The 25,421-nt window shown below is 57.2% G+C and carries 27 protein-coding genes, 1 tRNA gene and 1 pseudogene; 12 read left to right on the top strand and 17 right to left on the bottom strand.

Annotated elements, in window-relative coordinates; all coding sequences use genetic code 11:
* The first annotated feature begins 416 nt into the window (after positions 1–416).
* The 6 genes from AKJ29_RS13435 (at position 417) to AKJ29_RS13410 (ending at position 6,238) form a co-directional block, all read left to right on the top strand.
* Complete coding sequence (locus AKJ29_RS13435; protein WP_055191651.1) at positions 417–2,189, top strand: hypothetical protein; 1,773 nt, start codon at positions 417–419, stop codon at positions 2,187–2,189.
* A gap of 684 nt (positions 2,190–2,873) precedes the next feature.
* The gene (locus AKJ29_RS13430) at positions 2,874–3,254 is read left to right on the top strand and encodes a hypothetical protein (RefSeq protein WP_055191649.1); all 381 of its coding nucleotides are present in this window, start codon (positions 2,874–2,876) and stop codon (positions 3,252–3,254) included.
* Between the two features lie 335 nt (positions 3,255–3,589).
* Positions 3,590–4,351 carry a LamB/YcsF family protein gene (locus AKJ29_RS13425; protein ID WP_074963650.1) on the top strand — a complete coding sequence of 254 codons (762 nt, stop codon included), beginning with the start codon at positions 3,590–3,592 and terminating at the stop codon, positions 4,349–4,351.
* The gene (locus AKJ29_RS13420; RefSeq protein ID WP_055191647.1) at positions 4,348–5,049 is read left to right on the top strand and encodes a 5-oxoprolinase subunit B family protein; all 702 of its coding nucleotides are present in this window, start codon (positions 4,348–4,350) and stop codon (positions 5,047–5,049) included. The genes AKJ29_RS13425 and AKJ29_RS13420 overlap by 4 nt, the downstream gene beginning before the upstream one ends.
* Entirely contained in the window at positions 5,042–6,088 is a 1,047-nt protein-coding gene (locus tag AKJ29_RS13415) for a 5-oxoprolinase subunit C family protein (protein ID WP_055191645.1), read from the top strand. Before AKJ29_RS13420 ends, AKJ29_RS13415 begins: the two co-directional genes overlap by 8 nt.
* Positions 6,089–6,163: 75 nt before the next feature.
* Positions 6,164–6,238: transfer RNA gene (locus tag AKJ29_RS13410), tRNA-Glu, on the top strand.
* Positions 6,239–6,398: 160 nt separating this feature from the next.
* Here AKJ29_RS13410 and AKJ29_RS13405 read toward each other — a convergent pair.
* From AKJ29_RS13405 to AKJ29_RS13385, 5 genes are all read right to left on the bottom strand, one after another.
* Entirely contained in the window at positions 6,399–6,761 is a 363-nt protein-coding gene (locus tag AKJ29_RS13405; RefSeq protein WP_055191643.1) for a hypothetical protein, read from the bottom strand.
* 155 nt (positions 6,762–6,916) lie between these two features.
* The gene (locus tag AKJ29_RS13400) at positions 6,917–7,915 is read right to left on the bottom strand and encodes a GGDEF domain-containing protein (protein WP_055191640.1); all 999 of its coding nucleotides are present in this window, start codon (positions 7,913–7,915) and stop codon (positions 6,917–6,919) included.
* Positions 7,912–8,499 carry a heme NO-binding domain-containing protein gene (locus AKJ29_RS13395; protein ID WP_055191638.1) on the bottom strand — a complete coding sequence of 196 codons (588 nt, stop codon included), beginning with the start codon at positions 8,497–8,499 and terminating at the stop codon, positions 7,912–7,914. Before AKJ29_RS13395 ends, AKJ29_RS13400 begins: the two co-directional genes overlap by 4 nt.
* 155 nt (positions 8,500–8,654) lie before the next feature.
* Positions 8,655–9,344 (bottom strand): HAD family hydrolase, encoded by a 690-nt coding sequence (locus AKJ29_RS13390; protein WP_055191636.1) that lies wholly within the window; start codon positions 9,342–9,344, stop codon positions 8,655–8,657.
* A 55-nt stretch (positions 9,345–9,399) separates the two neighbouring features.
* Entirely contained in the window at positions 9,400–9,678 is a 279-nt protein-coding gene (locus AKJ29_RS13385; protein ID WP_055191634.1) for a DUF3572 domain-containing protein, read from the bottom strand.
* Positions 9,679–9,764: 86 nt separating this feature from the next.
* Between AKJ29_RS13385 and AKJ29_RS13380 the strand changes: the two genes are divergently transcribed.
* Positions 9,765–11,153 carry a diguanylate cyclase gene (locus AKJ29_RS13380; protein WP_055191632.1) on the top strand — a complete coding sequence of 463 codons (1,389 nt, stop codon included), beginning with the start codon at positions 9,765–9,767 and terminating at the stop codon, positions 11,151–11,153.
* A gap of 150 nt (positions 11,154–11,303) precedes the next feature.
* Here the strand turns inward: AKJ29_RS13380 and AKJ29_RS13375 are convergent, their stop codons facing one another.
* The 4 genes from AKJ29_RS13375 to AKJ29_RS13360 all read right to left on the bottom strand — a co-directional run bounded on the left by AKJ29_RS13375 (position 11,304) and on the right by AKJ29_RS13360 (position 13,561).
* On the bottom strand, positions 11,304–11,861 hold the full coding sequence (locus AKJ29_RS13375; protein WP_055191630.1) for a periplasmic heavy metal sensor: 558 nt from the start codon (positions 11,859–11,861) through the stop codon (positions 11,304–11,306).
* Between the two features lie 2 nt (positions 11,862–11,863).
* On the bottom strand, positions 11,864–12,268 hold the full coding sequence (locus tag AKJ29_RS13370) for a hypothetical protein (RefSeq protein ID WP_055191628.1): 405 nt from the start codon (positions 12,266–12,268) through the stop codon (positions 11,864–11,866).
* The gene (locus tag AKJ29_RS13365; protein WP_055191626.1) at positions 12,252–12,842 is read right to left on the bottom strand and encodes an RNA polymerase sigma factor; all 591 of its coding nucleotides are present in this window, start codon (positions 12,840–12,842) and stop codon (positions 12,252–12,254) included. The genes AKJ29_RS13370 and AKJ29_RS13365 overlap by 17 nt, the downstream gene beginning before the upstream one ends.
* 86 nt (positions 12,843–12,928) lie before the next feature.
* Complete coding sequence (locus AKJ29_RS13360; protein WP_055191624.1) at positions 12,929–13,561, bottom strand: EF-hand domain-containing protein; 633 nt, start codon at positions 13,559–13,561, stop codon at positions 12,929–12,931.
* A 266-nt stretch (positions 13,562–13,827) separates the two neighbouring features.
* Here AKJ29_RS13360 and AKJ29_RS13355 point away from each other — a divergent pair, with 266 nt between their 5' ends.
* Positions 13,828–14,529, top strand: coding sequence for an NUDIX hydrolase (locus AKJ29_RS13355; RefSeq protein ID WP_055191622.1), 702 nt, complete (start codon positions 13,828–13,830; stop codon positions 14,527–14,529).
* A gap of 129 nt (positions 14,530–14,658) precedes the next feature.
* On the opposite strand, the gene AKJ29_RS18950 is transcribed toward AKJ29_RS13355, so the two are convergent.
* The 5 genes from AKJ29_RS18950 to AKJ29_RS13335 are packed head-to-tail and all read right to left on the bottom strand — an operon-like array spanning position 14,659 to position 18,252.
* Positions 14,659–15,150: a hypothetical protein gene (locus tag AKJ29_RS18950; protein WP_314732205.1), complete on the bottom strand. Its 492-nt coding sequence runs from the start codon at positions 15,148–15,150 to the stop codon at positions 14,659–14,661.
* Positions 15,092–15,259, bottom strand: coding sequence for a hypothetical protein (locus AKJ29_RS20435; RefSeq protein ID WP_314732204.1), 168 nt, complete (start codon positions 15,257–15,259; stop codon positions 15,092–15,094). Before AKJ29_RS20435 ends, AKJ29_RS18950 begins: the two co-directional genes overlap by 59 nt.
* Before the next feature lie 32 nt (positions 15,260–15,291).
* Entirely contained in the window at positions 15,292–16,737 is a 1,446-nt protein-coding gene (locus AKJ29_RS13345; RefSeq protein WP_055191618.1) for a carnitine 3-dehydrogenase, read from the bottom strand.
* A gap of 21 nt (positions 16,738–16,758) precedes the next feature.
* The gene (locus AKJ29_RS13340; RefSeq protein WP_055191616.1) at positions 16,759–17,283 is read right to left on the bottom strand and encodes a lipocalin family protein; all 525 of its coding nucleotides are present in this window, start codon (positions 17,281–17,283) and stop codon (positions 16,759–16,761) included.
* Positions 17,284–17,334: 51 nt separating this feature from the next.
* Positions 17,335–18,252 (bottom strand): 3-dehydrocarnitine:acetyl-CoA trimethylamine transferase BcoG, encoded by a 918-nt coding sequence (locus AKJ29_RS13335; protein WP_055191614.1) that lies wholly within the window; start codon positions 18,250–18,252, stop codon positions 17,335–17,337.
* 75 nt (positions 18,253–18,327) lie between these two features.
* Between AKJ29_RS13335 and AKJ29_RS13330 the strand changes: the two genes are divergently transcribed.
* The gene (locus AKJ29_RS13330) at positions 18,328–19,299 is read left to right on the top strand and encodes a GlxA family transcriptional regulator (protein WP_074963655.1); all 972 of its coding nucleotides are present in this window, start codon (positions 18,328–18,330) and stop codon (positions 19,297–19,299) included.
* Positions 19,300–19,361: 62 nt separating this feature from the next.
* Here AKJ29_RS13330 and AKJ29_RS13325 read toward each other — a convergent pair whose 3' ends face one another.
* Both AKJ29_RS13325 and AKJ29_RS13320 read right to left on the bottom strand, forming a co-directional pair.
* Positions 19,362–20,405, bottom strand: coding sequence for an aldo/keto reductase (locus tag AKJ29_RS13325; protein ID WP_055191612.1), 1,044 nt, complete (start codon positions 20,403–20,405; stop codon positions 19,362–19,364).
* Positions 20,406–20,438: 33 nt separating this feature from the next.
* Positions 20,439–21,218, bottom strand: coding sequence for an SDR family oxidoreductase (locus AKJ29_RS13320; protein ID WP_055191610.1), 780 nt, complete (start codon positions 21,216–21,218; stop codon positions 20,439–20,441).
* 216 nt (positions 21,219–21,434) lie between these two features.
* Between AKJ29_RS13320 and AKJ29_RS13315 the strand changes: the two genes are divergently transcribed.
* From AKJ29_RS13315 to AKJ29_RS13305, 3 genes are all read left to right on the top strand, one after another.
* Complete coding sequence (locus AKJ29_RS13315; protein WP_055191608.1) at positions 21,435–22,466, top strand: Hint domain-containing protein; 1,032 nt, start codon at positions 21,435–21,437, stop codon at positions 22,464–22,466.
* A gap of 106 nt (positions 22,467–22,572) precedes the next feature.
* Entirely contained in the window at positions 22,573–24,180 is a 1,608-nt protein-coding gene (locus tag AKJ29_RS13310; protein WP_055192457.1) for a peptide chain release factor 3, read from the top strand.
* Positions 24,181–24,244: 64 nt separating this feature from the next.
* Positions 24,245–24,889, top strand: a complete 645-nt coding sequence (locus AKJ29_RS13305) for a type VI secretion system-associated protein TagO (RefSeq protein WP_055191606.1) — start codon at positions 24,245–24,247, stop codon at positions 24,887–24,889.
* Between the two features lie 8 nt (positions 24,890–24,897).
* Here the strand turns inward: AKJ29_RS13305 and tnpA are convergent.
* Positions 24,898–25,264: pseudogene (tnpA, locus tag AKJ29_RS13300) on the bottom strand (IS200/IS605 family transposase).
* Positions 25,265–25,421 lie beyond the last annotated feature (157 nt).

Here is a 25,421-nt window from a genome sequence, read left to right as displayed (position 1 = left end):
GCTACGGATAGGCGATACATTGGTTTGTCAGCTTGCGTGGTCATGAGGTCTATCCGTTTCCTTTGCAGAGTGAATAGATATCAAAACGACGGTCTGGATTCGGGGCGTCAAGCCCTTTCTGAGGTCAAGATTCGCTCCCCACGCAAGGAAGAATTCTTGGTGAGCATCTGCGATTCAGGGTTGAACCGTTGCCGTTTCGTAGCCGATATTGCGGCGTTGCCGGGGGTCGCAACTAGGTTTTGTTAAAGCTCCGGCTGAATGGAGAACTGAATGTCCCGCTGGTCTGATCAAACCTAGAATTACTAAATCCAAACGACGTTCCAGACATTTTAGGGTTGATTGGGTTTAGCAGCGGTGGAGATCGGCAGTATCGGAAAATGATCCCATTTTGAGCGTGAGCGAAGGGAAAGACACCAATGGATGAATTGAGCCAAGAGTGGTTTGAGCTCGAGGACCTTAGACGACGGAAATTTGCGCGGGCCATGTGGGTGCCAGTTTACGGAACGCTTCATCCAATTAAGAGGGGCAAGTATCCCGAAATAGGGCATGTCGAAGAAACTCTAGCCGTTGGATCGGCTGTAATCTACGAAGACAAGCGAGAGTTTGCCGAGAACTTGGATTGGCACCACTGGTCGTTGGATCAGACTACCCCATACTTACAAGACGACGGGACATACAACCAAGCTGACGACTTCCAGCCTGGATTTGAAGGAAGCCTTGGGTTCAGGCTTGTCTTAAGCCAATATCACAATTCGCTGCATCCCCGGCAGGTCTTGATGCACCAAGATTTCATACTTGCATATAGCCTGCTCAAGGAAGGAAATTCTTGGGTGCGGCCTGGGGAGGGCTATGAAGAGGTCATTCGACAGACGCGTAATGACGAAGGGACTGTCATCTTTGTCGAGGTGCGCGCCGAATATTTGAAGGATTACCTCGCAGCCCGAAAGGCCGCCCTGCGGTTGTACTATTATCGTGAACGGAAGGCCGTCCTTGATTACAATCCAGGCTTTGATTGGCCTGAGGATTTCGCGCTAGTTTCTGAGCCAAATGATCGGTGCGAAGTCAGGTGCCACGAAATTGATGGGTCGGGGGATTTCCCTGGCACCACTTGGGCAATGTTTACTGCCCGTCGCACTGATGTTGATCCAGAAGAAGACGTACCGGATTTTTCTGGCTACGACGATGAAAATACAGAGTCGGCCTCGACCAGCGGCGTGCGCGGAAACGAAAGTGATAGGTTTTCGGTTTCAGGTGAACTATGGAGAGGTGAGTGGATCGAGCCAGCGGCTGCTTCTGAAAGGATCGGTTATTCAGAGCCGTCCGAAGCATTGATGGTGCAGCTTGATGGAGGGGCAAGAGTCGACCTTGAGACACTGAACCGTGAGGAAATTGGAAAATACCTCTGGTTCAAACCAGGTGTGGTCAATGAGTTGCTTTCGCAGCGAGGGGCTTGCCTTGAATGGTACACTGAGAATACGGGTGGTGTTTCTCCGTCACCTGATTGGCTAGTCCATTTCGGTATGAACAAGATTGGTCTGGTTAACGCATATGCCTACGATATTGCTCGCCGCCCTCTTTGGGAACGTCGTATATGGGCCGGATTTAATTGTCGCCCGGACGGCGGGGTTTCTGCTGAGTTGATGCAAGCTCAGATGGAGTGCCGTCCAGCCCGCACCTCTGCGCCAGAGGTGTTGCTGCCCGATGCGCTAGTGTGGTTGCATGGTGTAATCCAAGCGAAATTTGAAGTCTCTCTCTTGCGTGATCACCATGAGACAGCCGCACTAAGGCAGAAAATCACCAGGTTTCGTGGTGTAAGTGAAGACGGACTTCGGTCCTTGGCTAAAGACGTTGTGAAATTCTCGATTGAGAGAATCAACAAAAAGAGCCTTATCCAAGCACTAGGTGAGGGCAAGTCTGATCATGGAACCTTGAAACTCTTACAAAGGCTGCTGGCAAAGTACACTGATGAGGCGTATGCGCATGACAGAATGGGCCCCCTTTTCGGGGTTTATGATTTGCGCTCATCTGATGCGCACCTTTCAAGCTCGGATGTAGAAGAATGTTATACTCGGATCGGTGTGGATAGGTCCGCGCCCCTGGTGATTCAGGGCGCGCAACTAATAGGGAGTGTCTCTGGCGCATTCGGTGTTACTGGCGGTGATCTTAATGGACTTGTACCGGATCAATGAGGTTCCGAATATGTCCGAGTGGCTTTTGCAACATCAACAACCCCAATGGAAAAGCCCACCTCCCTAAAGGCCAGCTTCTTATTGAACAACGGGACGCGAATATACCCACGTTGCGACCCCACGGAAGGACCCAAAACCGCCAGGCCGGACTAGGCCGAAACCCGCTCGGGGATAGCAGGGACGCCGGGGAGGGGTTTGCGCCCTCCTGTGCAAAATACTTTGTTTCTGCGTTTTTCTCGTATGCTTTATATACCCCTCCCTATCCTCCCTATAGAAAAATTATACTGATTTCATTCAATAATATGGCCTTTCAGGTCCCCGGAACCTTCCCTGTTACACTCCCCGCTATCCCCAAGAAGCAGCTTTGCCCTTCTGAATTCACCGTCAGGCCGCTTGCGGCCTGGCCGCAAAGACCTTCCTTCCCTCCCCGGGGTCCCTGATCTAGGGAGATGGGCGGGGGCGCGGGGAAGGTTCGGCGGTGAAGCGCGCAGGCGGTCCAGCGTTGTCTTGGCGCGGCCCGGATTGGGCCGTGAAGCGGGGTCCCCGGGCGGCCTCGGGACCGTTTGGGGCGCGGGGCTGATTGCCTAAATCACTTCAACCCTTAACCGACTATTAACCACGCCCGACGATATCCTTGCGCGTGCGGCAAGCGCCTGACCAGGCAAAGCGAATGGAGGGATCGAAATGGAGAAACGGTTTACATCGGCCGAAGAATTGCTGGCCTTGGCCGCGTTCTATGTGTGCGGCCACGGGACGGAAATCCTGTTGGAGGACGATTGCGACCTGGAAGCGCCGGAGGACGTCCGAGCGTGGCTGTCTCTGGATCAGATGCACCAGGACTATGGCGTGGAACCGGACACGATGCTTACGGGCCTCGAGGCCCACGCAAAGCGCGGCGCGATCCGCCTGGCACGGGACGGCGTGTCCGCCGGGTCCGTCTATGTCGAACTCCGCCGCGACGTCCGCCAGGTGCAGGGCTATCGGCCGTGGTCCATCCGCCAGGGCGTCCGCCTTCTCCTGGACATGAAAAACAACCTTTCCCCCGCGCCACTCAGATTGGTCTGACGTGACCTGTCCCCCGCGCTGCAAGGGGCAGTTTGGTGGGACAATAAAGCCGAAAACCCTTGTGTTCATATGGGAATACTAAGTGTCCCACTTTTCGCTAACCGCCTGATTCCAAACAGAAGCGGCAGCCCCCTACGGGCTGCCACCTCTCCCATTTCAGCGACAATCAGCACAGGCCTACCTGACTTTGGTCTCTGGTGGCCACGGCAACGCTGTCATTTCCGCGCGATGCCCGTGTAATTTCCCCTAATTCCGCATTCACACACCACTGCTCTGTGCGTATTGTCGGTGTAAAGCGGCAGGCACAGCACCTGAAATGACCCAGGGAGGGACGCGTGAAAATCGACCTGAATTCTGATCTGGGGGAAGGGTTTGGCCCCTGGCCCATGGGCGATGACGCCACCATGCTGTCGATTGTTACCAGCGCCAATATTGCCTGCGGTGGACATGCCAGCGACCCGGACACCATGTTCAAAACCCTCGCTCTGGCAGCAAAGCACGGTGTGACTGTGGGGGCGCATCCCGGTTATAATGATCGCGAAGGGTTTGGCCGCCGTGTGATCCCGATGGCGCCCGAAGAAATCGCCCATATGGTTGCAGCCCAGATTGGCGCGCTGATCGGGGTGGCTGCTTTGGTCCCTGTCAAAGTGTCCTATGTCAAACCGCATGGGGCGCTGGCCAATCTGGCCGCAGCGGACGATCGCGTCGCCACGGCCATCGCTTCAGCCATTTGCAAAATCGACCCCGGCCTGGCCGTGCTGGCCATTTCAGGCACCGCGTTTGAAGACGCCGCAAAGGCGGCGGGATTGGACACATATTCCGAGATCTTTGCTGACCGCGGCTATCTGTCAACGGGTCATCTGGTGCCGCGCGGACACCCCGAGGCGATGATCCACGATGCCAAAATTGCAGCGGACCGCCTGATTTCCATGCTTAAGACCGGTCTGATGCCGGTGATTGATGGCGACCCGATCAAGCTGGATGCCCATTCCATCTGCGTGCACGGGGACGGCCCCGAAGCCGTATCCATGGCACGCGAAATCCGTAGCCGCCTGGAAAGCGCTGGCATTACACTTGCGGGTTTTGCAACCAGATGACGCCCCGGTTTCCACATTTTGTACCGGTAGCAGACCACGCCTTGTTGGTGGAACTGGGGGAAGAGATTTCAGAGCGCCTGTCCCAGCAGGTGCTGGCACTGGATCACGCCATTGCAGCCACCCCGCCCCTCGGGGTGCAGGAAGTGGTCCCGGCTCTTGTCAATCTTCTGGTGGAATTTGACCCGCTTGTCACCGATCATGACGCACTGCAAGCGAGCCTCGTTGACTTGTTGCAGACCGTGGCCAACATTCGCATTCCCGTGACCACGCATCAGGTCGATATCTGTTATGATAGCGACCTGTCACCAGACCTGAACGCGGTGGCGTCGGCCCTAGGCGTCAGTATCGACACGGTGATCAACGCCCATCTTGGATCAAAATTTCGTGTTGGCATGTATGGGTTTGCGCCCGGATATGCCTATCTGACCGGGCTGGATCCGATGCTCAACCTGCCGCGCAAATCAACCGCCCTGCGCGATGTTCCTGCCGGTAGCGTGATCATTGCAGGGCCTCAATGTCTGGTCACCACCCTGACCATGCCCACCGGTTGGTCAATCCTCGGCCGCTCCCCCACCCGGATTTTGCGCCACTCGGAAGATCACCCGTTTCTGTTCAACGTTGGGGATCACGTGCGCTTCAATCGCATCGACCGCGCGACATATGACGCCCACCTTCGAGGAGAGGCCCGGCATGGGTGACGCAAAACTGTCCGTCCGCTTTGCAGGCCCCTTTGTCAGCTTTCAAGACGGGGGACGCCCCGGACATATGCGGTTTGGGGTGCCCCGCTCAGGTCCGATGGATCAGCTGTCCTTCAACGCGGCCAATGCCGCATTGGGTAACAACCTGAATTCCACGGGCATCGAAGTGTCGATGGGGGGGCTGGTGCTTGAGTGCCTCGAAGGGGCGATCACTCTCGCGGTGACCGGTGGTGAATTTCTCTGCGATCATCCGCGTGGGAAAAGCCTGGATTGGCAGGTTCTGTCCCTTTTTGCTGGAGAAACTCTGAGCTTGCGGGCTGGCCCTTCTGGCAGTTGGGCCTATCTGGCCTTTTCCGGTGACCTTCAGGTTTCAAACTGGCTTGGCGCCAGCGCCACGCACTCCATTTCAAATTTGGGTGGCGGGGCCATTCACACGGGACACATCATCTCGGTTCAGGCGGCGGAGCTGCGCGAAGACCGGCTCGGCCCCATTCCCCGCCCTGATTATACGGAAAATCAACGGGTTGCCCGTGTCGTGATGGGGCCGCAGGACCGGTTTTTCCCTCAGGTCTCTCTTGATGCCTTTACCACGGAAAGCTTTGCTCTGACGACGAGTTTTGATCGAATGGGGGTGCGCCTTTCCGGCCCTCCCCTGTCGTTCAAGGATGCGTTGTCCATCCCGTCCGAACCGGTTACACGCGGATCCATTCAGGTCGCCGGGGATGGCACGCCAACAATCCTGCTGGCAGATCACCAGACAACCGGCGGATATCCCAAAATAGCCACGATCATATCAGCCGATCTGGATCATGTGGCCCAGCTGCGCGCTGGTGACAGGCTGCGCTTTGAACAAGTTACGGCCCAAGAGGCAGTTAAAATCGTACGAAAAAAGGCCTCCACTGCCGCGAAGTATCTCGAAAAAATCAGCATCTCCAGAGGGACGCTGGCCCAGCGGTTGCATTGTGAAAACCTGATCAGTGGAGCAGTGGATGCGCGCCCGGATCAGGCCCAACCAAGCGGGCGCGGCAAAGGTGTTTGAAATCTTCCAGTATTGCAAAAAACAGGGGTTGCGTCCCCGCCGCGCTTCCCCTAAAAGCCTTCTCACGCCAAGCGCGGCCCGTTCGTCTATCGGTTAGGACGCCAGGTTTTCAACCTGGAAAGAGGGGTTCGATTCCCCTACGGGCTGCCATTTCTTCCATGAAATCTATAATGCAGCCAGATCGGCATAGCTTGATGTCGTCGCGGCCTTTTTTGCGAAGCACAATCCTGTCTGCACCTCTTTATCCGCGATGCTGTTTCCATCGTGAAGAAAGGTAACTTCGGATATCATCCGTCATTTTCAAAGGGCGTCAGCGCAGATGAAACCGTGTCGCCGAACCTGAAGACAGAAAGTCGACGGCAATGATCTCACCAGCTTCCCCGAAAACCGGAACCAGGGTGAGGCACGCCCTTGCGCTGTCCAGTCCCCGTTTGATTTCACGGCAGAATTTACCATCTTCGAGGCTCCAGTCACCCGCGTAGGAAATACCGTTATAAATCCCATCAAAGGTGCCATCCGCGTAGATATGGGCATTCTTCACATGCTCGCTCTCAAGCTTTCGCCCAAGAATAGACTGAACCGTCTGCCCGCTGTCGGATGCAGCAAACTCGGCCCAGACCGCACTTCCCAACAATAGAACCAACACGCCTGCTGCAAGCACGTTTTTCATCATGAAAACACCAACGCAACCCTACCCTTTGTCACCAGAGCGAGCGGTAAGCAAACCCAGCAGATGTGTCAAGCGCTGGGTATCCCCCGGCACCTACCCGGCAAAGAGCGGGTTACTTTGATACATCTTCCCGACCGGACGGAAAAACCACATCTGGCTCAATCCGACCTGAGCACCTTGGAGTAGATAGTATATTGCGCGCGCCCCGCCTTTTTTGACGCATAAAGCGCCACATCCGCATCATCGACCATCTGGGCAGCATCTGGTTGTTCATAATCCGTGCTTTTAACGATCCCGACACTGGCAGAAATCATGCAACTCTCTCCGCGAAAAGATATCGGCTCTTCAAGCTTTTGTATCATCCTCTGCGCGATGGAGGACAGCCTGTGATCATCTGTCAATTTGGGAAGCACGATGACAAATTCATCTCCGCCCACCCGGGCGACAGTATCCCCCTCCCGCGTCTCTTCGCTCAAAACAGAGGCCACCTTTTGCAAAACACAGTCACCAGCCGCATGACCTTTAGTATCGTTGACCGCTTTAAAAAAATCGAGATCCAGATGCATCAATGCGAAATTTTCCTGACGTTCCAACAGCCGTTTTACAACCAATTCAAAGGAGCGGCGGTTGTGAAGGCCGGTTAGTTCGTCGGACAGGGCCTCAGCTTCGGCTTCGTTCTTTTCGCCATATAGCCGCAGCGCCATCTTGTTCGAAAGCTCCATCGCCGCAGCATTTGCCTCAACCAGGTAGAGGAGTTCAACAGTCAGATCCGTTGGAGCAAAGTCGGACCCAGCAAGATCGTAGACCCGGACAGCATCCACCACGCCAATTCCAAAAGATAGGTTCAAAAGGATCAACTCTGATCCTGGCAGACACGTAAGATTCCCTATCAACGGCAATCCGAACTGATCGCGGATGCGCATGTAAAGCTTTACACCATCGAATTGACGGATCTGCTCCATGTTGCTTATGCGTTTCGGGCGGCGCAGCTCGACCAACCGAAAGATGCTCATGCCTTGAATTTTCTTATAGGGAAACACCTTCTTCAGTGTCGGGCCAGCGTGAACCACCCCGCCTTTTGAATTGAGCACGACCCCCATCGGCATCATGTGGTCAATGGCTTCGAAACCAACAGTCAATGGCAGATGCACTGTCATTCCGCACCTGCCGCCAAATCGAATTTGCGCCCTTCTGCATGGGCTACATCCAGCAAATAGACCATCAATTCCTCCGTATCTCCCGTGCGGCCATTGTGATCAAGCAAGGCCAGGGCCCCATAATCATCAGCAAGTGCGCGCAAAGCCCCCAGAATGACATGTCCGAACCCAGGAACAGGATGGCGGATCATCACCTGATAAGATCCTTCCGAAAGCTCATCCACCTCGACTTCCGGCATATCGAGTTCGGCAACAGCAAGTCGTGCGCGCCCGGGCAGATCCTCAAGAGAATAAAGAAATTCGGTATAATTCACCCCACCGAAGCGCAGCAAACGACGCACGCGGGAAGAGCGTGGATCGACAATCAGGAAGGTTCCGTAATCTTCAAGCAGGGTCTCATGTGACTTGCCCAGCTTTCGCGCCGCCGTTTCCACCATCTCCAGCGACATGTTCGTTTCGTAATGAAACATTGGCTCAAAGCTTTCAAATCCAAGCCCAAGTTCCCCCACAATTTCACGCCAGAACTCATTGCCATAGGTTCCACGCAAAAATACTTCAAAAGATCGGTTAATCAGACCATGCATTGCCTTCTGATCCTCATCAAACATACAAAAAACGTAGACGAGGGGAGTTAAAAAAAAGGAAATACGGCTTTGGGAAGGAGGAAAAGTTTCCCTCTTTCCCCATTGTTTTCAACGATTACACAAATATTTGATCAGATCTGTGCATCAAATATGTATCAAAGTCGTGCCAACCAACTGGCCAGGTGGCCGATATCCGGCATCACTGCATCAGCAAACGGGGCCAGTTCCTCTTCACTGGCAAGACCCGTCAGAACCCCAACGGTTTTCATCCCGGCGGCCCGCCCGGCATGAAGGTCATGCAGGCTGTCACCCACCATGACCACATCCTCCGGGGCCACCCCCAGTTGTTTAGCGAATGCAAGGCATTGCCCCGGTGCAGGCTTTCCACCAAATCCACTGTCATAGCCAACCACGAAATCGAACAGATCGGTGATCCCCGCCCCCTCCAGATGCGCCCGCGCAGGCATTTCCGCATCATTTGTGGCCACCCCCAGACCAAGCCCGAGGGACCGTAAATGCCCAAGCACATCCCGCAGGTTGACGGCCTGCGCCTGAGGGGCCGTGGCAGCTTCCTCGTTAAGGATGATTTCCAACTCGTCAGGGGAATGATCAAAAAAACCAGACAATGCGTTAACCACTTCCTCCGGGGTGCCGGCGATCACGATACTGTCGCGTTCAAACTGCCCCGCATCATAGTCGAAACCGATGGCCGCCCCAACCTCACGCGCACGGTCAATATCCTCACCCGTCAGGCGTTTCAAAACGGCGCGCGCCCAGCTTTCCCAGGTCGCCGCGAATTGAAACAGGGTCCCGTCCTTGTCAAACAGCAAGGCTTTCACAGTCATTTGGCTTCCTCCCTAACCGCATGCCCGCAATCAACAACTTGGAAATCGGTGCAGGTCAAGTCCAATTCATTTGCCCCCCACCAGGCAGTGCATGTCGGGCCCGCATTGGCGCATCATACGGCAGCGTGTTCGCACGACAGAACTCGACCACCCAGTCATCATCCATCGTAAGGAAATCAAGGACCGCGGCCAGAAATTCTGGGTTGCCAGCCCCTTGTTTCAGGTCGTCAATTCCCGCCCCGCTTGCGCCCAGAAACACCGGCAGCAGCTCCTCATTGCCAACCAGCCATGTCAAAGCCGTTAACCCAATGACCTCTGCATCTTCAGATTTCATTCATCTTTCCTTCCTTTGGAAAGGTTTTCTTAACCAAATTCCCGCAAGCTGAACATACGCAAAACTCAGACATGCAAGGACCTAAAATGTCAGGACGCATCCTCATCGCGGACGACGTGGCTACAAACCGTATTGTGCTGAAGGTGAAACTCACCTCAGCCTGCTACGATGTCGCCCAGGCCGCGAACGTGTCAGATGTCATTGCGATGGCTTCCCAGCAGCGCCCTGATCTGATCCTTCTTGGTCAGACCCTCGAAGGGGGCGGCGGGATCGAGGCCTGTCAGCGCCTGAAAGCCATCAAGGACCTGAGCGCCATTCCGGTGGTGATCATCTCTCCAACAACAGACCGGAACGCACGGCTTGAGGCCCTTCGTGCCGGAGCAGAAGATTTCCTGAGCAAGCCCCTCGACGAAACCACCCTTCTAGCCATCGTGCGCAACCTCATGCGTGCCCATGCCGCGCGACAAGAGATGCAGCGGCGTGAGAAACTGGCCGAAGAAATGGGCTTTGCCGAACCGTCCTCCTCTTTCCAGCGCCTTGCCCGGATCGCCCTGCTGGCCCCGGCCGTGGAAACCGGCCTGATGTGGCGCAAAGCCCTGACGCAGGAGCTGGGCCAGAAGGTTGATGTCATCAGCAAAGGCAAGGCGCTTGAAGACAGCGCACAGGGGAATTCCGTCCCGGATGTGTTTGTTATTGCGTCTAATCTGACAGAACAGGGAGATGGGCTGCGGCTGGTGTCCGAACTGCGTTCGCGCCTGTCCACCCGCCACTCCGTCATCATTTTCATTGACGACATCCGCAACGGCCCTGCCGCGGCCATGGCTCTGGATCTTGGGGCAAATGCGGTGATGCCTGGGCATTTCGATGCAGAAGAGATCGCCGCGAGGCTGGAGCTTCTTATCCCGGCAAAGTTCATTTCTGACCGCCTGCGTAACACTGTTGACCAGCGACTGTCCATGGCGGTCACGGACCCGTTGACCGGGCTTTATAACCGCCGCTATGCCAGCAGCTATCTTGAACGGCTGGAAATCCAGTCGCAACAAAGCGGCAAGGGTTTTGCGGTGATGCTGATGGATCTGGACAGGTTCAAATCCATCAATGATCGCCATGGTCACATTGTTGGTGACGACGTTCTGGTAGAGGTTTCGGCGCGCCTCCGGGACGGGATCAGGGATATGGATCTTCTGGCGCGTTACGGGGGGGAAGAGTTCCTGATCGCGATGCCGGATACCGAGTTTGAAGGGGCGATAGCGATGGCTGAGCGTTTGCGGACGATCGTTGGTAATCAACCCGTGCTGTCCCCCAGCTCCGGTACCAATGTGCCCGTCACCATGTCAATCGGCGTTGCAGTGGCTCATGCCGGGGAGGTTGCACCCGGTGAGGTTCAGCGGCTGCTCCAAAGCGCTGATCGCGCCTTGTATGCTGCAAAATCCGAAGGACGAAATCAGGTGACCTTTATCCAAAGCGCGGCCTAGACGGAAGAACAAAAAGAAAACAAACCTTCATTGGCGTTGCGAAAATTTTCTTTTGATCAAAGCCACTTAGGCAAATTACCTAAAGCTTCCCCTATCCATCACCCAACGGGCTGGAACATGCTGTAGCTCGCTTGATCCGGGCTGAACGGATCAGCGTTTTTCACAATCATAGTCATTTCTGATTGGATGTTTCCGGCGGTCAAAACGCACATTTTGCGACAGCGCCTCTGCAAGCTCCTGCCGTTCCTCATGGCTCATCTGCTCAATGCGCTCCAGGACCAGCCCACGTGCCACATCCCCAAATTCCAGCACACGATTTCGTTGCGCTGTCATGATGCTCTCAAGCTGATCACGGTCATAAGGATCGGCTCGCAATAGCTCCAACATGCGATCGAAGTCGCGCTTGAGGGCCGTGCGTTTTTCACGGAAACTGCCTTGCTGCTCTCTGAGCGCCCGACCAATGGCCCGGCGATCTTCGCGCGACAACGACGACGCGATCGGCCCCAGCCCGAGATCGCGGATCAGCCCCCGTTCGGGTCCCCGCGGGTCAAACCCGTGACCACCTCGGTCAGAGATTTTGGCCCCGGCCACCAGACCAATCACCAAAAGATTGAGGGTCAGGGAGGCAACAAAAAGCGCCCGCACCCATTTGCGCCTCTTGCGCACAGGGATCTGTTCAGGCTGTGGGGGTGTTTGATAATCAGTCATACTCATCCTTCCTCTGCCAGCATCAGGTCTTCGGAGAAATAGCTCGGGCTAAGGTCTTCGGGGGCGTAAAGAATTTCGGCTGCTGTGTAATCTCCTGCCAGCACCAGCCCACCGGAAAGCATTTCAAGCTCATTGGGGGCTGCAAACCCGATCCAAAGCCCAGCCACCGTTGCGGTTGCCATACCGGCAAGGGCAGGCCAGCCCCCGATCTGTGAAAGCAGCTCCTGCCAGAAGGACTTCGATCGTGATGTCGGGGTAAGGAGGGGGGAGGAGGGCTGATGGGTCTGTGCATCCTGCAAGATCGCGACCATCAACCTGTCAGACGGCGCGATTGTCGCCGCACGGCCAGCCTGAAAGAACGTCTCCAATTCGAGATCATCAACGGGGTCTTTATCCATCTTCGCCATATCCCAACTCCTCGCGTCGCCCGGCCAATGCGGCCGCCAACGCCCGTTTGCCCCGAGCGGTCAGACTTTCCACCGCTTCGACGCTGATTTCCAATATTTCGGCAATCTCGGGGTTGGACGCCCCTTCGAGATGCCGCAGGGACACCGCGATACGTTGCCGTTCCGGCAGGGCCATAAGGGCGGCCTGCAAAGCATTTGCCCGGTCCTGCTCCATCATGCTTTCAACCGCACTGGGCATGTCGTCAGCAGGTTCTTCGATGGCGTCAATATCAACCGAACGCCGCTTGCGCAGCCGGTCCGTGCAAAGATTGGACACCACCCTGTAAAGCCAGGTCGTGACTTTCGCTTCGCCTTGGCGCCAGTTGGGGGCCTGTTTCCACAGCCGGAGCATGGCCTCTTGCGTGACATCCTCGGCCTCGGCCCGGTCCCCCCCCAACAGGCGCGCGGCATAGCCCATCACCCGGGGGCCAAGGCGTGCGGTCAGGACCTGCGCAGCCGTGGGGTCGCCGTTGCCATAAAGGATCAACAGGACCTCATCCGAACCGTCAGTATATGCGTCAAGCGCCATATTCATATTGTGTGACTAACCCGGTCCCAGATCCAAAACAACGGTTTCACGGGGATCACGCCCCATACGGGGCGCGACCATTCCAGACCTTGTTAATTGCCACTACGTCCTTTGCCATGCTTTTCCCATTTTCCCCCGTGGTTTTTCCGACCCTTCGTCCGGGTCCAGATTTCTTTCTGGCCCTGGTCAAATTCGGCGGCGGAAAGGGCGTTGTCATCATCAGTATCAAACCGGTCGATCATCCGCTCCAGCCGGGCCTGATCGGGCATCATTTCTGCAGCAGAGAGCGTGCCGCTTTTATCGGCATCCTGCCGGTTGATCATCTTTTCGGCAAACCAAGCCATGCGCTGCTCCGGGCTAGGCATCCACCCTCGCCCGTCCTGCCCGTTCCGGCCGCCCTGTCGCATGGCATTGCCATCCACCATACGGCTAGCCATACGGGCTTCAGCCTGCGCTTTGATTTCATCCAGATCCAACTGCCCGTCACCGTTTTGGTCCGCCGTCGCAAAGCGTGCCTCAGCCTGAGCTTTCAGGTCATCCACGGTGATCTGGCCATTTTTGTCCAGGTCGAGATCAGCAAACTCCATCTGCAGAACCGATCGCATTCCCCCCATCTTGCCAGCAAAACCAGCTTTCCCGCCATGGGCGCTGGCCGCAAGCGAAGTCAGGGTCACAGCCGATCCTGCCAGGAGGGCAATTGCCGCAATTTTTGTTGCACGTTTCATGTCATACTCCAGTGGTTGTTTTATCCCGGGCCGTCTTGTCCGACCCACGTTGTTGGCCTGTCCCTGCCGGAGCCTTTCTGTCCGGCGTCATATGCATCAAACGTGTGGTCCCGGGGTTTCCGTCGCATTTTTTACACGCACCAGAATGTGCCTGACCGATATGGCGGCCGCGCATGGGCAACCAACCAGAGAAGCTACGCAGGGTTACGCTTGACCCTTTGGCTGAATTGACCATGGGTTAGGGCAGTGACGATAAGGGGCCTGACATGGACAAATCCAAGATCATTCGCAACGCCGCAACGGTGATCCTGATCCGCGACGCGGAAACGGCCCCCCAGGTTCTGATGGGGCAACGCGGGGCAAAAGCGGCCTTCATGCCAAACAAGTTTGTTTTTCCCGGCGGCGCCGTGGATACCGCTGACGGCGCGGTGCCTCTTGCTCAAGGGGGGGCGGAACCCTGTCTGACCCGGCTGGGAGAGGATGCGGACCCTAACCTGGCCCAGGCCCTGCTGGTGGCGGCCATTCGTGAGCTTTGGGAAGAGACCGGTCAGATCCTTGGCGCACCGGGGACATGGCCCGGCGATGTGCCCGCAGACTGGAAGAGCTTTTCCGAGGCCGGGTATGTTCCCTCTGCCGATGGGTTGGCCTTTGCGTTCCGGGCGATCACCCCCAAGGGACGACCGCGCCGATTTGATGCAAGGTTTTTCGTGGCAGACGCGTCGAAACTGAAAACGGATCCGGATGATTTTTCCCGCGCTTCAGATGAGCTGAGCCATCTGCAATGGATCCCGATGGACAAGGTGCGCCGCTTTGACCTTCCTTTCATCACGGAGGTCGTTCTGGCTGAGATTGCCGGGAACCTTCCCAATCTCGGAGCGCCGGAACAGGTGCCTTTTTTCAACAACACCGATGAAGAAAGCCTGTTTGAGCGTCTGGGTGGAGTGGGGCCATTCTCCGCGCAGGGATGAGGTGCAGTGGGCGCAATGCGTTTGTTGATCTCGCTACGCTCGGGACTATTAATTCATAGCCTCGCGGCGCTCGGCAAGGGGGCGCTGCCCCCGGCTGCGCCTCCCCCGAGGTATTTGTGGCAAGAAAAATCAGAGAAACAGCACCAACACCAGCACGGACAGGAGGATCAGCGCCGTGCCGGTGATCTCTCGTCTGGTGACGGTTTCACGGAAGACAAAAATTGTGGTGGCATAGCTGAACAGGAGTTCCACCTGCCCCAGCGATTTCACAAGCGCGGCATTTTGCAGGGTAAAGGCAGTGAACCAGCAGAAACTGCCGATCATTGAGCTGAGCCCCACCAGCGCCCCAACGCGCCAGGCGTGCAGCACGCAAGAGATCTCTCCCGGGTCGGAAAAGCGCATCCAGATGGCCATGATGACAGATTGATATGCGGTCACGCAGGCGAGTGTGAAACCGGCCCGCACAATCACATTCTCGATCCCGAGCGAAAACGACGCCCCCCGATAACCGGTTGCCGAGACGGCAAAAAGCAGACCAGAGAGCAGACCCAGACCCGCGGCCCTATTGGAAAACCGCTTCCAGCCCCGCCACCAAAGGCGCCGAATAGACGAAGCGGGCAAAGGTGGCCCCCTTGGTCGAGAGCTTTGTGTCTTTCAGCCGCTTTTGCAGCATGAAGCGCAAATTCTGACTGAAAGCTGCGGCAATGGTGATGGGGATCCAGGCTTGCATGATCCCCATCTGCCATGGGTGCCTTTAAAAAGCTAGCCTACCTTGATGGACCGCCCCACCCCGTCCGGTGCGGGCAGCTTGGCATGGGCCATCGCGATTTCCACCATCCGCGCTTCGATATGGTCTGCTGGGGGGGCAGGACGGCGGGTGTCAAGGCTGACATGCAGGAGCACATGTTCCCCGGTCGCAAGCAGGCGCTCACCTTCATACATGCTGTGGAACAGGTGCATCTTTTTGCCTTTGCCATAGAGGCACCGGGTTTCCACACGGATGCGTTGCCCCAGATGGGCCTCATCAAGATGTCGGATATGGGTTTCGGCGGTGAAATAGCTGCCACCGGTGGCGATATAATCCGCATCACAGCCGATAATTTCCATGAACCGGTCGGTGGCACGCGCAAAGGCATCCAGATAGCGGCTTTCGGTCATGTGGCCGTTATAGTCCAGCCAGTCCACGGGGATCGCGGTGGCCAGTGTGGTGATCGGTCGGGATATGTCGACCTCGGGATGTCCCAGACGTTTGTCGACGTCGTTCAGGAGGCGCCCTGCCCCCCAATCGCGCCCTTTGAGGGCCCGCATCATCGCCACCAGGTTGTCGTCACGGCTGCGTTCCAATTCGCGGATCGACATATGGCCGGATTGCGCGTCTGACTGACCCGCAATCAGGTCCACCAGCTCATCGGTGAATTCCGGCACATCCATCAGCTTGGTCCAGGGCCATTTCAGCGCCGGGCCAAACTGCGCCATGAAATGCTTCATACCCGCTTCGCCACCGGCAACACGGTAGGTTTCAAACAACCCCATCTGCGCCCAACGCAGACCGAAGCCGAACCGCATGATATCGTCGATCTCTTCGGTGGTCGCAATGCCATCGGACACCAGCCAAAGCGCCTCACGCCAGACCGCTTCCAGCAGGCGATCCGCCACATGTGCATCGATTTCTTTTTTGATTTCAACCGGTTTCATACCGATTTCGGTCAGGATACCCATTGCCCGTTCCCGGACTTCAGGAGGGTTCGCATCCGTCGGCACCAGTTCCACCACCGGCAAAAGGTAAACCGGATTGAACGGATGGGCGACCAGAACCTGCCCCGCGCGCGCAAGCCCCTCTTGCAGTTCCGACGGCTTGAAACCCGATGTCGACGACCCTACGATGGTGTCCTCACCGATCGCATCCATCAACCCGCCATAAACCTTCTGTTTCAACTCAAGCCGCTCTGGCACACTTTCCTGAACCCAAATCGCGCCATCCACCGCATCTGCCAAATGCTCGTGAAAGCTGAGCGTCCCTTCATCGGGCATCATCACATCAGACAGGCCCGGCAGCGCGCGGCGGGCATTGTCCAACACCTCACCAATCTTGCGCTCGGCCTCGGGATCGGGGTCAAACACCCGCACATCCCATCCCATCAAAAGGAACCGTGCGGCCCATCCGCCACCTATCACGCCCCCGCCAATGATCGCTGCTGTTTTGGTCATGTTCTCTCCCTGCTGGCCGGATCAGTTCATTTTGAGCCGCGCCAGATTGTAGCCGTTAAAATCAAAAACTTCTCGGGCAGCCTTGACCCGATCCTCCCCTCCGGACCGGGCACGATCAAGGATCCAGCCAAAACTGCCCGACGGGGTGCCGATTGCGGCGGTGCGATACCCTTCGTCGACCCACAGCACCCAATATTCAGTCTGATAAGGCTTTTCGCCCAGCATGAACCGCCCCGCTTGGGGCTGGTCCACATCATAAATGTCACTTACCCGGCCTCGCGCGTTGTAAAGCGCGATCTGGCTGACCTCCCCCGCATGAACGCGAAATTCGACCACACCGTTTTCCATCACCTCGTCAGGGTAGACGAACTCTCCACGGAACTGCCATTTCCCGGCAAAACGCTCTGCATCAAACCGGGTTGTCGAACTGATCTTGGTTTTGGTGTTGCGGTGAAATTCCACCCCACCCGCGCCACTGTCCAGACAGGCCGACAGTCCAACCAACGCCAACACAGAAAAAAGAAGCCGTCCAACCGTCCCCGCCATTATATCCTCGTCATAGCCTATCCCCCCGGACCACCCGGCGGTTCAGCTTCTTCATGCGGCAACCGGGGGACGTTTCACAAGCCCCAGCTTTTTGCGCACCTCTTCAGGGCCGATGACGCGGGCCCCCATGTTGGTGATGATGGTGGCGGCGCGATCGACCAGTTGGGCATTGGTGGCCAGCACACCTTTTTCCAGCCAGAGGTTATCTTCAAGACCAACGCGCACATTGCCCCCGGCCAGCGTGGCCGCCGCCGCATAGGCCATCTGATCGCGCCCCAGCGAGAAGGCCGACCAGGTCCAGTCGGCAGGCACATTGTTGACCATTGCGAGGAAGGTGTTCATGTCATTGGGGGCACCCCACGGCACCCCCATGCACAGCTGCACCAGTGCCGGGCTGTCCAGAACCCCTTTCTCTACAAGAGTTTTCGCGTGCCAAAGGTGACCGGTATCAAAGGCTTCGATCTCAGGTTTCACCCCCAGTTCGGTCATCATCCGCCCCATGGCTTCCAACATGCCGGGCGTGTTGGTCATCACGTAATCGGCCTCGGCAAAATTCATTGTGCCACAATCGAGCGTGCAGATCTCGGGCAGGCATTCGGCAACATGGGCCATACGTTCGGTGGCGCCGATCATGTCGGTGGCCTCGGGATTGACTGGAAAAGGGCTTTCGGGGTTGCCGAACACGATGTCGCCCCCCATCCCGGCGGTCAGGTTCAGAACCACATCCACCTCGGCGTCACGAATGCGGTCGGTCACTTCGCGGTAAAGCGCGAGGTCGCGCGACGGGGCGCCCGTGTCCGGGTCGCGCACATGGCAATGCACAATCGCCGCCCCGGCCTTTGCCGCATCAATTGCAGAAGCCGCAATCTGCGCAGGGCTGCGCGGAACATGCGGGCTGCGGTCCTGCGTGCCACCTGATCCGGTCACAGCAGCGGTGATGAAAACTTCGCGATTCATTTGAAGCGGCATTTGGGCCTCCCTGTTCATTTCCTTCATATTGCGATGCTTGACCGGAGCGAGTTTACACTTAACGATGAAAACATGATGAAAAGCGCAAAAATATTCCAGCCTGCGACCGCGCCCCTTCGCATCGGCCTGCTCATTCTCAATGCCGCGAACACCTTATCCCTGGCCGCCGTTGTTGATCCCCTGCGCGCAGCCAACAGGCGCGCCGGACGAGAGCTTTTCCAATGGGATTGGTTTACGGTCGACGGACAGGCCGCCACACTGACATCCGGCCTCGCGGTCCCCGGTGCCCCGCTGTCGCAAGAGATCGAGATGGATGCGCTCTTTGTGATCGCCGGGTTTGAGCTTGAGCAGCAAGCCACCCCGCATCTCAGCCGCACCCTGCGTGGGCTCGCCCGCAAAGGAATGGCATTGGGTGGGGTGGATGGCGGGCCATGGATTCTGGCGCGCGCCGGTTTGCTTGACAGCTATCGCGCCACAACTCACTGGGAAGATCTGGAAAAATTCACGGTGCAGTTCCCCGAAATTGATGTCGCAAAAGACAGGTTTGTGGTGGACGGAGATCGCCTGACAACTGGCGGGGCCGGGGCAGCCCTTGACCTGATGCTTCACCTGATCCGCATCCGGCACGGGGATGCCCTGGCCATGCGGGTTGCAGGGGCGTTGATCTACGAACCCGCCTCCTCAGATACCCGCCCGCAAAGCGTCACCTCCCCTGCCCGTCTCAGCGCGCGGGCCCCGAAAGTGGCGCAGGCGATCCGTTTGATGGAGGAGCATCTGGAGGATCCTCTGCCGATACGGGCGCTAGCACGTCAACTTGGGCTCAGCCCCCGCAGTTTGGAAACCCGTTTCAAATCTGCCCTTGGCACCTCTCCCGGTGCATACTTCCTGACCCTACGCCTGGATGAAGCGCGCAGGCTGGCAACCGACACGGCGCTGCCGGTAAATGAGATTGCGTTGCGGACCGGGTTCGGATCACCCGCCAGTTTTGCACGCGCCTTCAAATCGGCCCATGGCCAAAGCGTAAGTCACCTGCGAGAGCGCAGATGACTTTTTCTTGTTAAAAATATCCCCGCCGGAGGCCTCGGACCCAGCCACATGCGAAGCGTGAATTAAAACGGGAACGGATGCGCCCGGTGGGCCAGATCAATATCTGCCATCACCTCCTCCGACAGCACCAGATCCTTGCCCGCCAGGATGCGCGACAGCTGATCCGTATTCGACGCGCCAAAGATGGTGGAGCCGATGAAGGGGCGTGACATGACAAAAGCCAGCGCCATCTGCACCACGTCAAGCCCGTGCTTTTTGGCCACCGCCTGATAGGCCTCCACCGCTTCGAACGCGCGCGCGGTCTTGCGCCCGCCCAGTTCCGGATAGACCTGCATACGCGACCCTTCCGGGATGGCGCCATGCTGGTATTTCCCGGTCAACAGCCCGGTGGCGAGGGGGGAATAGGACAGGATCCGCACGTCTTCATTGTGGCACAGTTCCGCAAGGTCCGTGTCGGCCTGACGATACATCAGGCTGTATTCGTTCTGGATCGACACCACCTCGGGCGCCCCCATCTCACGCGCCAGTCGTAGCCATTGCATTGTGCCCCAGGCGCTTTCATTCGACAGGGCGAAATGGCGCACCTTGCCGGCCTTGACCGCCGCCGTCATCGCCACAAGCACCTCGCGCATATGCGCCTCGGTTGCAACCGGGTCCTGTCCGGTGGGATCATAGGTCCAGTTCTGGCGAAATGCATAGCTGCCCCGGTCCGGCCAGTGCAACTGGTAGATGTCGATATAATCCGTGCCCAGCTTGCGTAGGCTGTCATCAATTGCGCCGGGAATGATCGCGCCGTCAAATCCGCGCCCTTCGCGGATAAAGCCCCCGTTCACCCCGGACACTTTGGTGGCAATCACCACCTGCTCACGCAGCTTCGACCGCGCCAGCCAGGACCCGATCACCCTCTCGGATTTGCCGCAATTTTCGGCCCGGATCGGGTTCACCGGATACATTTCGGCTGTATCAATGAAGTTGCCACCATGATCGAGGAACATGTCAATCTGGTCATGCCCCTCTGCTTCTGTATTGGTGCTGCCCCATGTCATTGACCCGAGGCAGAGTGTGCTGACCTCCAGCGCGCCCCGTGCAAGGCTGTTCATCTTCATGACAATTCTCTCCTGTTGCGCAGTCTTTTCGGGTCAGATCGTGGCATTCACACCGCCGCCATCCAGCAGCACATTTTGCCCCACGATGAAACCAGCGTACTGAGAACAGAGAAAGGCACAGGTCGCGCCAAATTCCTCAACCGTTCCATAGCGGTTGGCGGGGATCGTGGCCATACGCGCGGTGCGGGCTTCCTCCATCGTGATCCCCTGCTGGGCCACGACGCCACCGTCCAGCGCCACCGCCCGGTCGGTATCATGAATGCCGGGGAGCAGATTGTTGATCGTCACCCCGTTTGCAGCCACCTGCCTGGCGGTGCCCGCAACAAAACCGGTCAACCCGGTGCGCGCGGTATTGGACAGACCCAGCACCGGGATCGGCGCCTTCACCGATTGCGATGTGATGTTCACCACCCGGCCCCAGCCCCGCTCCATCATGCCCGGAACCAGCGCCTGCATCAGGGCAACGGGGGTGAGCATATTGGCGTCAATGGCGGCGATAAAATCCTCCCGCCCCCAATCCTGCCACATCCCCGGCGGTGGCCCCCCCGCATTGGTGACGAGAATATCGACCGCACCCGCGGCCTCCAGAACGGCCCCCCGCCCCTCTTCGGTGGTGACATCAGCAGCAACCGTAGTGATCGTCACACCGGTCTCGACACGCAGCGCCTCAGCGGCCGCTTCCAGCACCTCGGATGAGCGCGCATTCATCACTACATCAACGCCTTCGCGCGCCAGAGCCTGCGCGCACCCGAACCCCAATCCCTTGGAGGAGGCACATACGAGGGCTTTCTTGCCAGAAATTCCCAGATCCATATCAATTCTCCCTATTTGCCCCAGCCCTAACACTCCGGTTCGATCTGGGAAAGAGAGGACGTGGCCAGAGTGTTTACAGTTTGTTGACCAATTTGCCCCAATTCCGGGCCCGGACTGAATTGACCCCCCCCTGCATTCATTCTAGAGTTTCAGACCGACCCAACCGCCACAACGCAACCGCGACAGGGACTTACAAAATTTATTTCAGGTTGAAACATGTCCAGCTTTGCCGCCCCCGAACACGCAGACTTGCCGTCATTGACACTCCCCGTGCATGACGCAGGCGATTTTCGTGTCGTGCAGGGGGTGAATGAAGGGGACGCCCTGGGCGATGCGTCAGAGCTGCTTTTGGAAGATGACTATGCGCTGATCACCCCGCGCACCTCGCTTCTGTCCATGACCATTCCTGATCATGACGGGCCGTTGTGTATCGCTGAAGGATCAGAAGTCGGCACGCCGGGGACGCCCGTATTTCTGGACTGCGTGCTGACCTTCATGCCCCCCCATGGAGAGACCCTGGAGGCGATTGTTCTGGTCGAAACCACGCCGGACAGGACCCGCATCGCCGCCATTTATCTCTACCCGCTGACACCAATGCGCTCCGGGGTTCAATATACGCTGGTGACGATCAACACCGAAAATCCCCGCGCCCGACTGGCACAGACGGCTTCTGTTTCGTTCACCCGTGGCACGCAGATCACGCTGGCGGACGGGCGGCAGGCACCGATCGAAACCCTCACCCCCGGTGACCGGGTCCTTACCCGTGACAGTGGCCCGCAACCCATTCGCTGGATCGGTCAGCAGACGGTGCGCGCCACCGGGGCCTTTGCACCGATCACCATCGCGGCAGGGGCGTTGAACAACGAAGCAGAGCTGACCCTCAGCCCGAGCCACCGATTGTTCATCTACCAACGCGTTGACGCCCTGAAAGCGGGACAGAAAGAGGTGCTGGTGCGCGCGCGTGATCTGGTGGGCGGCCCGGATGTGACCCGCAGCGAAGGCGGCTTTGTCGATTATTTCCAACTGCTCTTCGACAAGCACGAAATCATCTATGCCGAAGGGATCCCCGCCGAAAGCCTGTTTGTCGACCAGATCAACAGCCCGGCCCTGCCCGAGGGTCTTGCCCCTCACGCCCAGAGAACCCATGCCCGAGAGCTGGGTAAGGATGCACTGGTGCAATGCGCAAAGCCTGACAACGCACTTGGCACATTACGAGCGGTCAAGGGCGCAGGTCCCCGCAGGCTTTGACGGGATCCGGTTTCCCCTGCCGTTTGGGCAAATCCGATCATGACACCCACCATGACAGATCGCGCGCCCCATTGCACCCGTGACCTTGCACGGCTATAGCGATATCATGTTGGATACGCACACAAACCGCCCCGAATTGCCGCCCGAAATTGCGCGCCGCCGGACCTTTGCGATCATTTCGCACCCGGATGCGGGCAAAACCACGCTGACGGAAAAGTTCCTCCTTTATGGTGGCGCTATTCAGATGGCTGGGCAGGTGCGCGCCAAGGGGGAAGCGCGGCGCACGCGCTCGGACTTCATGCAGATGGAAAAAGACCGGGGCATCTCGGTCTCGGCCTCGGCAATGTCCTTTGATTTCAGAAACTTCCGTTTCAATCTGGTGGACACGCCCGGTCACTCGGATTTCTCGGAAGATACCTATCGCACGCTGACCGCGGTGGATGCGGCCGTAATGGTTATCGACGGCGCGAAAGGTGTGGAAAGCCAGACCCAGAAACTGTTTGAGGTCTGCCGCCTGCGGGACCTGCCGATCCTGACCTTCTGTAACAAGATGGACCGCGAAAGCCGCGACACGTTTGAGATCATCGACGAAATTCAGGAAATGCTGGCGATCGACGTCACCCCTGCCTCCTGGCCGATCGGCATGGGTCGTGACTTCATGGGCTGTTACGATCTGCTGAATGACCGGCTGGAACTGATGGACCGGGCCGACCGAAACGTGGTGGCGGAAACGATCCAGATCTCAGGGCTGGACGACCCGAAGCTCGCAGAACATGTGCCAGCACATCTTTTGGAACAGTTCCTTGAAGAAGTGGAGATGGCGAAGGAGCTTTTGCCCGCGCTGGATCCGCAATCGGTTCTGGAAGGGCATATGACGCCGATTTGGTTTGGCTCCGCGATCAACTCTTTCGGCGTGCAGGAACTGATGAACGGCATTGCCGATTTCGGCCCCGAGCCGCAGCCGCAACAGGCCGAACCGCGCCAGATTTGCCCCGATGAAAAAAAAGTCGCGGGCTTTGTCTTCAAAGTGCAGGCCAATATGGACCCGAAACACCGTGACCGTGTGGCCTTTGTACGGCTCGCCTCGGGGCATTTCAAACGGGGTATGAAGCTTACCCATGTGCGGTCGAAAAAGCCGATGGCCATTTCGAACCCCGTGCTGTTTCTGGCCTCGGACCGTGAGCTGGCGGAAGAGGCCTGGGCGGGGGATATCATCGGCATTCCCAACCACGGACAGCTGCGCATTGGCGATACGCTGACCGAGGGGGAAATGCTGCGCGCCACCGGCATCCCAAGCTTTGCGCCGGAACTTTTGCAAGGCGTGCGCGCGGGTGATCCGATGAAGGCCAAGCACCTTGAAAAAGCCCTGATGCAATTCGCCGAAGAGGGCGCAGCCAAGGTGTTCAAACCGCATATCGGTTCGGGCTTTATCGTGGGTGTTGTGGGGGCGCTGCAATTCGAAGTGCTCGCCTCGCGGATCGAGATGGAATACGGGCTGCCGGTGCGCTTTGAACCATCGCAATTCACCTCGGCCCGCTGGGTGTCTGGGGCGAAGGATGTGGTGGAGCGACTGATCAACACCAACAAGCAACATATCGCGCATGATCATGATGGAGATCCCGTGTTTCTGACACGTCTCCAATGGGATATCGACCGTGTTGAACGTGATTTCGACGGTGTGAAACTGACCGCGACCAAGGAAATGATGGTTTAAGCTTGACCCCTTCTTTCCGGCATTGAATTCTATCAATGATAGATTCTAATGCCGGAGATTTCCCGTGAAGCAGGTTTTACTCGCCAGCGTGATGTTGCTTGTGTCTCATCCCGCGCTTTCAAAAAACTCTGCAGAAAGCGAGATCGCAGCTTGCGCAGCTCAGCGTGGGAGTTTGGAGCGGCTGCAATGCTACGACGATCTTGCCGAAGCACTTAATCTTAATGGACCGCAGACCGCCGAAGTCACTGGTGTCGAAGGGAACACTGGTAAGTGGGATATACGAGAGAAGATCAATCCGATTGATGACAGCAAAACTGTTGTCCTGGCACTGGAGGCAGAAACCGGGCAAAACAGGTGGGGAAACAAGGTTGGGCTAGTCATTCGCTGTCAATCCAACAAAACTGAAATGTATATTGTTTGGAACGACTATCTTGGAAATGACGGGAACTATAATAACGAAGTGAAATACGTTCTCACGCGAATTGGCGATGCTAAAAGCGAGACTGAGAAATGGGGATTGTCGACCGATTCCAAAGCCACATTCACCCCCGGCTCCCCAATACCGAGATTGAAAAAAATGGTGAAAAGCGATTCATTTGTCGCGCAAACAACGCCATACAACGAAAGCCCAGTTACCGCAGTGTTTAACATTTCAGGACTTGAAGCAGCTCTTTCCCCCGTAATGAAGGCCTGCGGCTGGTCACTTTGAGTGAACCACTACCGCCTGACGCTGGTAGCATTCCGTTTGGAATGTAATTCCAGATACTGAAGTATGATATCGTCGGTCACATTTCCCGATGTCGTCGAAAATACCCACGCGCCCAAAACCGCCTGCCCAGTAGCATTTGCGCGGCTCGGGAAACTCCATCCGGATACGGCGCGACGAGCGGCCCTTGATGCGCTGCATGACGTCGGACAGCGAAAGTTTCGGCGGGATCGACAGGAACATATGGACATGATCGCGCGCCAGCACACCGCGCACGATGTGAACACCCATCTCCTCACAAGTCTGGCCGATGATGTCCCGGATGCGTTCCCGCATCGGACCCTGCAAAACCTTGTAGCGGTATTTTGTGACCCACACGACGTGGAACCTGTGATAAAATCGCGTGGTCGCGGATGACGAGGAGAGATCATCAGAAGATTCGCTGCAGCGGACCGGCTCGAAGCCCGTAGTTTATCTCCAATAGCAGGAAAATCAAGTTGCGGGCATTTCGAAATCAACTTGTGTCTCAAGTTAA

Origin of the sequence: Aliiroseovarius crassostreae (assembly GCF_001307765.1) — a bacterium.
GTDB classification, from domain to species: Bacteria; Pseudomonadota; Alphaproteobacteria; order Rhodobacterales; family Rhodobacteraceae; genus Aliiroseovarius; species Aliiroseovarius crassostreae.
The sequence above is the reverse complement of the archived record's forward strand: the minus strand, read 5'-3'. Positions and strand labels throughout refer to the sequence as shown.